9 protein-coding genes and 1 pseudogene are annotated in these 10,153 nt (G+C 44.4%); 6 read left to right on the forward strand and 4 right to left on the reverse strand.

Features of this window, described 5'->3' with window-relative positions:
- Positions 1 to 180 precede the first annotated feature (180 nt).
- The 4 genes from QUA47_RS10270 (at position 181) to QUA47_RS10285 (ending at position 2,144) form a co-directional block, all read left to right on the forward strand.
- Complete coding sequence (locus QUA47_RS10270; protein WP_333256899.1) at positions 181 to 360, forward strand: peptidoglycan-binding domain-containing protein; 180 nt, start codon at positions 181 to 183, stop codon at positions 358 to 360.
- Positions 361 to 503: 143 nt separating this feature from the next.
- Positions 504 to 1,070: a DUF924 family protein gene (locus QUA47_RS10275; protein ID WP_333430663.1), complete on the forward strand. Its 567-nt coding sequence runs from the start codon at positions 504 to 506 to the stop codon at positions 1,068 to 1,070.
- A gap of 175 nt (positions 1,071 to 1,245) precedes the next feature.
- Positions 1,246 to 1,641: a hypothetical protein gene (locus QUA47_RS10280; RefSeq protein ID WP_333430664.1), complete on the forward strand. Its 396-nt coding sequence runs from the start codon at positions 1,246 to 1,248 to the stop codon at positions 1,639 to 1,641.
- Between the two features lie 47 nt (positions 1,642 to 1,688).
- Positions 1,689 to 2,144: a DUF6575 domain-containing protein gene (locus QUA47_RS10285; protein WP_333402715.1), complete on the forward strand. Its 456-nt coding sequence runs from the start codon at positions 1,689 to 1,691 to the stop codon at positions 2,142 to 2,144.
- A gap of 65 nt (positions 2,145 to 2,209) precedes the next feature.
- On the opposite strand, the gene QUA47_RS10290 is transcribed toward QUA47_RS10285, so the two are convergent.
- Together QUA47_RS10290 and QUA47_RS10295 are read right to left on the reverse strand one after the other, a co-directional pair.
- A complete protein-coding gene (locus QUA47_RS10290) occupies positions 2,210 to 3,556 on the reverse strand; it encodes a sorbosone dehydrogenase family protein (RefSeq protein ID WP_333430665.1) in 1,347 nt (448 codons plus the stop codon).
- Positions 3,557 to 3,910: 354 nt separating this feature from the next.
- Complete coding sequence (locus tag QUA47_RS10295; protein ID WP_333283725.1) at positions 3,911 to 4,411, reverse strand: autotransporter; 501 nt, start codon at positions 4,409 to 4,411, stop codon at positions 3,911 to 3,913.
- Positions 4,412 to 5,098: 687 nt separating this feature from the next.
- Between QUA47_RS10295 and QUA47_RS10300 the strand changes: the two genes are divergently transcribed.
- The gene (locus QUA47_RS10300; protein WP_190736546.1) at positions 5,099 to 5,734 is read left to right on the forward strand and encodes a L,D-transpeptidase; all 636 of its coding nucleotides are present in this window, start codon (positions 5,099 to 5,101) and stop codon (positions 5,732 to 5,734) included.
- Between the two features lie 196 nt (positions 5,735 to 5,930).
- On the opposite strand, the gene QUA47_RS10305 is transcribed toward QUA47_RS10300, so the two are convergent.
- Both QUA47_RS10305 and QUA47_RS10310 read right to left on the reverse strand, forming a co-directional pair.
- Complete coding sequence (locus tag QUA47_RS10305) at positions 5,931 to 7,799, reverse strand: tetratricopeptide repeat protein (protein WP_333430666.1); 1,869 nt, start codon at positions 7,797 to 7,799, stop codon at positions 5,931 to 5,933.
- 72 nt (positions 7,800 to 7,871) lie between these two features.
- The gene (locus QUA47_RS10310; RefSeq protein ID WP_333430667.1) at positions 7,872 to 8,645 is read right to left on the reverse strand and encodes a Uma2 family endonuclease; all 774 of its coding nucleotides are present in this window, start codon (positions 8,643 to 8,645) and stop codon (positions 7,872 to 7,874) included.
- A gap of 402 nt (positions 8,646 to 9,047) precedes the next feature.
- Here QUA47_RS10310 and QUA47_RS10315 point away from each other — a divergent pair.
- A pseudogene (locus QUA47_RS10315) lies at positions 9,048 to 10,002 on the forward strand (IS630 family transposase).
- Positions 10,003 to 10,153: the final 151 nt, after the last annotated feature.

Raw genomic sequence — 10,153 nt, forward strand, 5'->3', positions numbered from 1 at the left:
AGTATGGCCGGATCACAGACTTTTTATTATTTACTAGCAATTCTCGCCCTATTAGTTTTGACGGGCACAAGTAGAGCAAACTATGCAGCAGGCTCCGCAGTTTGCTCTACTGATGATTGCCATCGACCAGCAGTAAGACACCATAAAAGGATTTTAAAATGCGGATCGAAAGGGCACGATGTGAAGAAACTGCAAAAGTTGTTGAACGCGCGGGGCTTGTCCCCACACCCGATCGTAATTGATGGCGTGTTCGGTCCGACAACCGAAAATGCAGTGAAAAGATTTCAGCGACAAGCTGATATTCCTGTAGACGGAATTGTGGGAGGTCAAACTTGGGACAGACTGTTTACTAATTCGTAAATTTAAGCACCGGACAACAAAAGTTCCTAAGTGAGCATTGCTAATCATTAATCGCTGCGGTTTGTAGTTGTGCAGAGATCGCATTTTGTGCAACTACAGAAACAGAAGCTTTAATCAACAATCAATCGCATACTAGATTGCTAATGAATGAAGTTTTAGATTTTTGGTTTGGTCGATCGCAATCTCCAGAGTTTGGCAAAGTCCAAAAGAAATGGTTTGAAAAAGATGCGGATTTTGATGCCCAAGTGCGATCGCGCTTTATGCAGCAATACGAACTCGCCGCCTCCGGTCAACTCGACTCATGGCAAGATTCCCCCGAAAACTGCCTAGCATTAATTATACTGCTCGATCAATTTCCGCGTAATATGTTTCGGGGAACGCCCCAAGCATTCGCCACAGACAACAAAGCTTTAGCCACCGCCGAATACGCTATTAATCATAACTTCGATCGCGAATTGCTGACTGTACAAAAATTATTTGTTTATCTGCCTTTTGAACACAGCGAAAACTTAGAAAACCAGCAAAAATCTGTCGAACTATTTAGCCAACTCAGCGGCGAACCTGACAGCGATTCATTCATTGAATACGCGATGCAGCATTTGGAAATAATCGAGCGTTTTGGGAAATTTCCCCACCGCAATGAAATTCTCGGACGCGAAACAACCCCCGAAGAAGCAGAGTTTCTGAAACAACCCGGTTCCGGATTTTAAAGCGCGATCGCCAAATTTTTAGGTTATTTGCTGTACAGACTTAAAAATACTATAGTTAAGAGGAATGCCCCACTGATTTTACAGCAAAAAGCACGGATTACAATTGATATAAAAAATAACGATTTTCTGCTAACATTTAAAATTTAAAATCAAATCGGCTACTAAAATTATCAATATGTGTTTCAAACACCAAGAATATATAGATAAGCTTTCAACTCAATGCCCGCCACAGGACTATGAACCTAAAGAAATGCTGGCTTTTAGATTTGTATTTGAACCCAATGATGAACGATCTATTAATAACTTTAAACCAGTGCTGATAATAACTCCGCAGCGCAACCTACAACCAGAAACAGAAGCAACCAGATGTCAAGGTTATGCGCTATCATTATTTGATACCAAGGAAAATGCCGAAAAACGTTATTTAAAACTAACAAAAAAAAGAAAAAAACTCCGCGATTCTCTGGGGACTCACATAGCAGCAGGCTCGATCGACAAGACAGATGGAGTTGTCTCCAAAATAGATGATAACGGTCACTTGAGCCTACATGAATTTGCTACTGCTGATTGAGCAGCCAAATTTGTAATAACATCTTGTTTATTGTAAGGTACAAAAAAATGGAACAATTAATAGGATTTAAACTAAGTAAATTTCCTTTATCTCTCAGAAGCATAGTCAATTTAGAGTATTTCGACGGCCCCCTGCTATCGCTTTTTGAGAATGAATACGGCGATAGCTATCTTTATTCTTGGTGCGATGTAGATAATTTGTACAATCGCTGGTTGGTTTTCAGAGTTGCACGAGTAACTCTCAAGCTTTACATAGAGGGACAAGTTTCATTGCACGAGTTAATTGTAAATCCTGTTGACGGATTTCTATATTCATTAGATATAGACAAGGATTTACAGGTGAAAAACACTTATTTAATCCTGCCTGATAATTTACCGGCAATCTACTTGCCCGAAACAGATTCCTATTACGAACTGTCTGATTTAAATCGCGAAACTGCGGAAGAAGATAGGTTATTAATTTTTCAAAAGCTTTCCGGTGAATCTCAACTTAGCAAGGTTTGAAGCTGACTAAACAACCAGATCCCCGACTTCTTGAAGAAGTCGGGATCTAATCCATCGCCCAATCCTCAGCCGCGATACTGCACCCGATAAATCCGGTTGTTCGCTTCCTCAGTAAACAGCAAACTCCCGTCAGGTAAAACCAGCAAACCAACCGGCCTACCCCAAGTTTTCGGGCCAGACGGATCTGTCAGAAAACCTGTCAGAAAATCCTCATAATAACCTTGAGGGCGTCCGTTCGCGGCATTAAAAGGTACAAACACGATTTTATAACCAGTTCCAGCGTTCCGATTCCAACTCCCGCGAAACGCCACAAACGCCCCGTTCGAGAATCTTTTGGGAAAGGTTTTGCCGTCGTAAAACTGAAGCCCCAAAGCCGCCGAATGCGCCTGAAACAGCACGTCCGGCATTAATGTTTTAGCCGCTAAATCAGGTCGATCGCTATTGCCGTTTCGAGCATGGCGCGGGTCGAGCAAATTCGGCTTAAAATAAGCGTAAGGCCAGCCGTAAAACTCGCCTTGACGAATTCTTGTGAAGTAATCCGGCACCAAATCATCTCCCAAACCGTCGCGTTCGTTGACTGTTGTGTAGAGTTGATTCGTTGTTGGGTGAAAATCCAATCCCACCGGATTTCGCAAACCGGAAGCAAAAATTTGCTGGTTCTTGCCGTCCAAATTCATCACTTGAACAGAGGCCCTTGGCAGCGGCTCGACATCGGCATTAGACTGCGATCCAACTGATACGAAAAGCTTGCTCTTGTCGGGGGAAACGACAACATTTCGCGTCCAGTGTTGGTTATAGCCGCCGCCCGGTAAATCGGCAATTTTTTGACCGGCACCACTCAATTGTTCCTGTCCTGTTGTGTAGGGAAATCGGCGGACTTCAGCGGTATTTCCGAGGAAAAAATAGCGATCGGCAAAAGCCATACCAAAGGGAATATTTAACCCGTTTTGGGCACTTGCAAAAGTCTTGCGAACCTCAGCAACCCCGTCGCGGTTGGCATCCCGCAACAGCGTAATCCGATTCTGCCGGGTTTCTGTTACCAAAACATCGCCTGTCGGCGTCAAAGCCAGCCATCGCGGAGCGTCTAAATTGTCAGCAAAAACGTTAACGACAAAGCCAGGAGGCACTCGCAGCACTGGCGATGCGGGAATCGGTACTACTTGAGGAGGTTTTGAGGCGCTATCGCTGGCTCCTGGCCGCGGCAAAGAAGTTGCAACAATGCGGATTGGCTGCGGCGACAGCGGTTTGGTCGGTACAATTTGATTTGTGCCAACATTTGTCAGCGGTGCACGGGAGGGAATTTGCGACACGGGCCCGGTGTCGCCAACAGCAGGGGCGATCGCATCTGTAGCTCGATCGCACGCAATCATCGGCAACAGCAGAATTAGCAGCAAGAAACGCAGGTAATACATAGCAGCGATTTCTCAACAATTGCTGGACAATTCTATTATTCTAACTGGTATTAAACAGCTAAGCCACCGCCGGCGCGGTGGCTTAATTCGATTTACTGATACCAGTTGCAAAAAAGAATGCAACTGTAGACCTGTGATTCCAACTTTGAGCTTGATCAGTCAATCAATTTTAGATTTTAGATTTTAGATTTTAGATTGAAGAAAGCGACCCCACTGATAACTCCGAGGGCTTGCGATCCGGATTCGAGCTTTTTTCTCGCTCCACGAATGAATCACGCGGCTGGAGACCACATTGCTTTTGGTCATTCCCATCGAAAATCAAAAATCAAAAATCGAAAATGGTATAACCTAGGTCTACCAAAGTCCTCTCACAGGAGCCGGACGGGGAGCCGGAGCCGGAATCGGACGGGGAGCCGGAACCGGAGCCGGAGCCGGAGCCGGACGAGGAGCCGGACGCGGTGGCGGTTCTGGGGCCGGACGCGGTGCCGGTGCTGGGGTTGCAGGACGAGCAACCGTTGTGGCTACAACCTTATAATCGGGGATCACCGCGATATTTTGTATCTGAGATCCGGCGACGGTGGCTCTGACTTTCATTCCCGGTACTAGACCAATAATTCTCAGGACGCATCTTTGAATCCTGAGAGTCCTGTACGGCGCGCTTTCTTCGCGAATAGTTACTACATCGCCGACAATACTTTTGACAAAACCGACAATGGTTCTAGTGTTTGCTGTTGTGGTAGTTTGCGTTTGGGCTATTTGAGTTGCAGGGTTAGCCATCGCAGGATGTACTGAGACCGCCGAAATTACCACCGACAGTGTTGCACCTGTCAATAATTTGATGTTCTGAAGACGCATTGAAACCTCACATTAACTGCTATTCAGGGTCGGGTTTGCTTCCGCTGCGCGAAAGTCCCAACCTCTATACCTAATCCAGTTTAATCCCCAGAGTAGGAAATTTATGACAATCTCAAAAAAAGATTATCGAACAAGTATTGAAAGACTAAATTTTACATCATAAGTTCCCGATTTACAACAAGTTCAGCGGTTCGCATCTCTAGAGTGTTGCCGTGATATATTGAGTTTATTCGATCGACCGTAGCAGTTTTTTTCCGCCAACCTAACTGTTGCTGGGGGCAACTCTACCCAAAGACAGAGTGTGCTTGCCGGATACAGCAGCGCCATAGTTTGAATACTCGATCCCCAGTCTGCCATCCCCAGTCTGCCATGGCTAAAAAATCAAATTAGTCGGAGGTATAATTTAATCATTTTCTGGCAATATTTACGCATAAACCGGGTTTTCTCACGACATTCTCTTGCGTAAGTCCACTGAGCCGCTTATAAAAACCTTGTTTTTTTCGTAGTATTATTGCCTAAGCTTTGTGTTGAGTTACAAGTTATCAGTGGTGAAATTTCAACTAAAAACTGTGCAGCGCAGTGGCCGTCAAAAAGCCATCTCAAAATTTTTCCGATCGGGTGCGGTTGGCGGATAATTAGATAGGAACTTTGTAGGAACTGCTGGTGAGGAGTTTAGCGAACAAAACAATGGTGAAGAGCAAATTTTTGTTTGACAAGTTAATTGTACTGAGCTTGAGTGCAGCCGCGCTGTCGGTTGGCCTACAGCAGCAGGCGATTGCCGAAGTGGTGGCTAATTCAAGTAATAGTGCGATCGCGGCGCAGCGGCCCACATCCGAGACCAAATTGCCGAATCTCGGAACCCCAGAACTGCCGCCCCTGGGAGAACCATTTCGTTATATTCCCCAGGAACCAAAACCTGCGGTAAATCCTATTGAGGAAGTGCGTTTAGTGCTGAAATTGCGAGAACGCCGCGTCTATGTTTACCGACAAAATAAGGTGCAAGCCAGTTTCCCGGTTGCTGTGGGAAAAGGCGGGTGGGAAACTCCTACAGGCAATTTTAAAGTTATGCAAATGATCAAAGATCCAGTTTGGCAAAATCCTTGGACAGGAGAACTTATTCCTGCTGGGCCAGACAATCCATTAGGGAGTAGGTGGATGGGGTTTTGGACGGATGGCAAGAATGTGATTGGTTTTCACGGTACTCCGAATCCAGAGTCGATCGGGGGGGCGGCTTCTCACGGCTGCGTCAGAATGTTTGATAAAGACGCACAGGCTTTATTTGAGAAAGTCGCAGTTGGCACACCGGTGATAGTTGAGCATTAATTATTTGGAGGTTAGGGTGCATAAAAACACATGAACAGGCTTTCCGGCCTGTTCCACAAAGACTTAAATTTGGTTGTGGGGTGGGCAGGAGAGTCCGCCCATGAAAGACTTATTGATAATGCAGCTATTGGCTGAGTTAAAACTTACATTTTGTACCCCTCTCAGCAACAGGCTTTCCGGCCTGTTCCACAAAGAGTTAAATAGATTGCTGATATTTTTCCAGCAACTCCGGGATGTAATCGTAGCCGTCAACACCGATCGCCGGAATGATATTCGATCGACTTTTAGCCAAAGATTGTTTAAAAGATTCCGCCCCCATTTGACCCCGCAAAATTGTCAACAAACCAGCCGATTGACGCCACTCCATTGCACCAATTTGCTCCAAAGTATACATCCCCAAACTGCCCGCAAATATCGCTTTTTCTAGTGAGTTGATTCTGTAATAAGCTTGAGCCAAGTAAGCCAAATTCAGACCTTGCAAATATAAATCCCCTGAGAATTGAGCCGCTTGCCAACCTTTGAGCAAATATTCGATCGCAGCTTCAGCATTTTCCAGGGCGATTTTAGCAATACCGAGACTGCTGGAACAAAAAGCTTGACTTTGGCGATCGCCCAATTTTTCCGATAGCAACAAACCTTGTTCCAAATAACCGATCGCACTCTCGTAAACCTCCGGTTCCACCTCCTCCAACTGCCGCGCTTGAAACACTTCACTGTAACCCAAATTAGCCAGAGCATTGGCCTCGCCTTGTCGCTCTCCCGCTTGTCGTGCCATAATTAAAGCCCGCTGGCTGTAATTAATCGCTTCCTGATAATTTTTTTGAGCAACATAGTTGCGGCTGATGTGATTGAGGTTGGCAACTTCGCAAGCTTTGTCTCCTTCGGTACGGGCAATTTCCAGCGCTTGCTTGTGCAGCAAGATCGATCGCTCGTAGGCCCCAGCCGCCTGCATCGAATAACCCAAAAGCGTCAGAATCCGAGCTTTTGCTTGAGTGCCTTCAACTCGCCGCAGCGGTTCGTCTAAATAATCCAAAGTATGCCGCAGGGCTTTACCATCAAACGAAGCAAAAATTCCCCCGTAAAGCGGAAAGTATTCCCGCTGAGAAAAAGCGCGCAAAATTTGCAAAGTTACTTGAAAACAAGCATTTGCCAACTGCTCGCCGCTCTTGGTAGAATTATTAAACCCACTAGCTAGCTGACTCCAAATTACCGCAAAAGTAATGTAAGTAGAAATTGAAGCTTTTGTTGACACTTTGGAATCATAAACTTGCTTATCAAACCATGTCGCCAACGCCCGCTGCAAGCACTGCAAAATAATCGCCGCTTCCACCAATATGCCTAAATCTAAATTCGCTTGCTGGGCTGCGAATTGAACTACAGATTCACCGACTGCAATAGTATTCAAAAGAGCCTGGGGGAAGGGACTGTTAACTTTTTTTGCCCAAAAAGCCCAAGGCCCATTTTGTTCGGGGCTACCGGCAAATCCTAGCTGCTGCGGCTGATAAATCCAGCCCACGAGTTCCGGTTCCAACCGCTGCCAAGATTCTAAACCTTTCGCGATGCCGGCGGTGATTTGCTGCAAATCTTGTTCGGTTTCGGGATTAGCCGTTTGCAGCATTTGTTGGTGCAGAGATTTTGCCAATTGCTGCAATTGAGCCAGAGTCAGCGGATGTTCTTTATTCGGATCGATTACTTGCAATAATGCCAGGAGGCGGGCGTTAGATTCGGCAGTAACGATTTGTTGGATTGAGGATGCAATTGCGCGATCGACGCGGTTATCTTTCTGCCAGCGTTCCCATTCTCCTTGGATGGTTTTGAGAGCTCGGAGGGTGCGATTTGCCTTTGCTTGTTTGATTTCGTCTTTTTCATTTCTGACTTGATTTTCGGCGGCATCAAGGCGTTCGCCGAAACAGCGTTCAAAGATTTCGCCAGTACCGGTACTAATGTCTTGCACCAGCATTTGATAAACTTGTTCTTTGGAGCGAATTTGACCTTTGAGGGTGATTTCGACAATTTTGTCGATTAGAGCTAGGTAGCGATCGCGCAGTGAGGTAGAGTCTGGCATAAGTTATTTTTAGTTAATAAATTTTTATGGACATCGCTTGCAGCTTGCACCATTTCATGCTGCTATTTAATTTTACAGCTCCTCTGGATTAATGCCCATTGCTCGCAGTCGATCGGCTAATGGATTTGCTCGCTGACTTTCTGATTCGGCACGCTGACTTTCTAATTCAGCTCGCTGTCTTTCAAACTCCTCGGGAGTCAGAACCCAATTTCCACTGACATCGTACCAACGCAGCCACCACCTCGAACAACCTTGATAACAACCTTCCCACAAATCTATACCTAATTCTAATTCCGGTATCCAGAATCTGGGTTCGGTTAAAACTTGTTCGCGGTAACGATTGCCAATCAAGCGAAATATTCTCAAATGATTGTTGTACCGACTGAAAACAAAGTAGTAAGGAATATGCAAAATCTGTTCGTAAACTCGCCACTTAGTAGGCGGTTTATTTCGTGCTTCTTGTGTAATTACTAAATCCTCATCTTCAGTTCCAGGTGACAGCAGTTCTACTACTACCAGAGGACTGACATTTTCTTGCCACATCACGTAGCCCAGGCGCAATTCGTCACCTTGATATAATCTCGGAACCCCCAAGACGACAAACCAATCAGGTCTTTTGTACCAATTGAAATGGTTAGAATCGTAGTAGAGATTGAGGTCTGTCGCTATAAATATTTGTTCTGGCGGATGATTTGCGGGGCGGCAGGTTAGACGCAGCAGTTCGGGTTGAAACTCGTGGAATTCGTCAGGCAAACCGGGTTCCTCCGGGTCTTCACTGGGTAAATCATACATCGTAGGGAGGACTTTTGTTTGCGAAGGCTGCGAATCCGGTACGTACATCGTCATAAGATTACCCAGGCGAGACGGCTTGAGGAGATTGAAGCGGTACGGCAATTGTAATATTATAGCGCGATGTTATTTCTTGCGGCATAATTTCAGTATTTTTGGCACCGGGAATCTTCGCTAAATGGCGATCCTTGGGAACACCATATTTAATAGTTGTAGTTAGTGAGACCTCACAAAAAAGATGAAAATAAAGCTATAGCACTTATCAGAAAGATGAGGTATGATGTAACTGACTTGAACAGAGTGAAAAATATAAAACCCCAAAATGTAATGTTATGCAATCTAATTAAATGGAGCGGGAGCGAGCAGTCCCTCGACCCATAGATAGGAGTGATTGAATTCACAGCAGTCACTCGAATCACAACTATCAAGGATTTTAGCAAGTATCACACATTAGTAAAAATGAAAACTTATTCTCTTGATTTTAGACAAAAAATTATGGATGTGTACCATAATGAGCCGCTGTCACAAAGAGCAATAGCCAACCGTTTTTCTGTAGCTCTGAGTTTTGTCCAAAAATTGATTAAACAGTATCGTGAGACCCAAAATATTGCTCCTCGAACTGAGCGATGTGGAGTTAAATTAAAACTGAATGCAGAACAACTGCTGATTTTAGCGGAATTGATTGAAGAAAATAATGATGCAACTCTCGAAGAACTCCGTTATTTACTGTACCAAAAGATTGGTTTTACCATCAGCATAACAACGATGGGAAGAATGGCAAAACTCTTAAACATGACTTTTAAAAAAAACTCTTTTCCCCTCAGATAAAGGCACTGACAGAGTTCAGAACCTGCGATATGAGTTCTGGCAAAAGATCCGAGAAGTTTGTTTCAAAGACTTAATATTCATTGATGAATGTGGAGTAAACTTGGCAAGGGTTAGGTTATATGCTCGGTCTCTAAAAGGTTCAAGAGCCCAGGGACCAAAACCGAATAAACGCGGAAGAAATGTCTCAATAATTGGAGCTATATCGGTCAATGAAGTCTTAACATCAGTCAATTTAATAGGTACAACCGATGCAATTACATTTGAGGCTTTTATCATCCGAAAGTTAGTACCAAAATTATGGGAAGGTGCTTATGTAGTGATGGATAATTGTACTATTTATACCGGATAAAAAATAGAAAAAGCCATCAAAAAGAAAGGTGCAAAATTAATATATTTGTCGCCCTATTCGCCCGATTTCTCACCAATTGAAAATTTATGATCAAAACTTAAAAATATTCTCCGTTCTATCAAGACGCCTAATTATCAAGAGTTAGCAAAAGCCATAGACTTTGCATTTAATGAAGTTACATCAGAAGATATTTGGAATTGGTTTACTCACTGCTGTTATTGTACCTCATCTTTTTGATAAAGGCTATATACGATCTTAACTGGGGGGGTGACAAGATGGCTAAGAGCTAGACTGAATCTGACTTATAGCTATCATCCCCTGTTGGTAAAAGTAGCGCTTAGTCGGGGTTAAAGTCATTAACTCTTGAACTGCGTCGGCATATTTTTCC

The organism is Microcoleus sp. MON2_D5 (genome assembly GCF_036701905.1).
In the GTDB taxonomy this organism is placed as follows: Bacteria; Cyanobacteriota; Cyanobacteriia; order Cyanobacteriales; family Microcoleaceae; genus Microcoleus.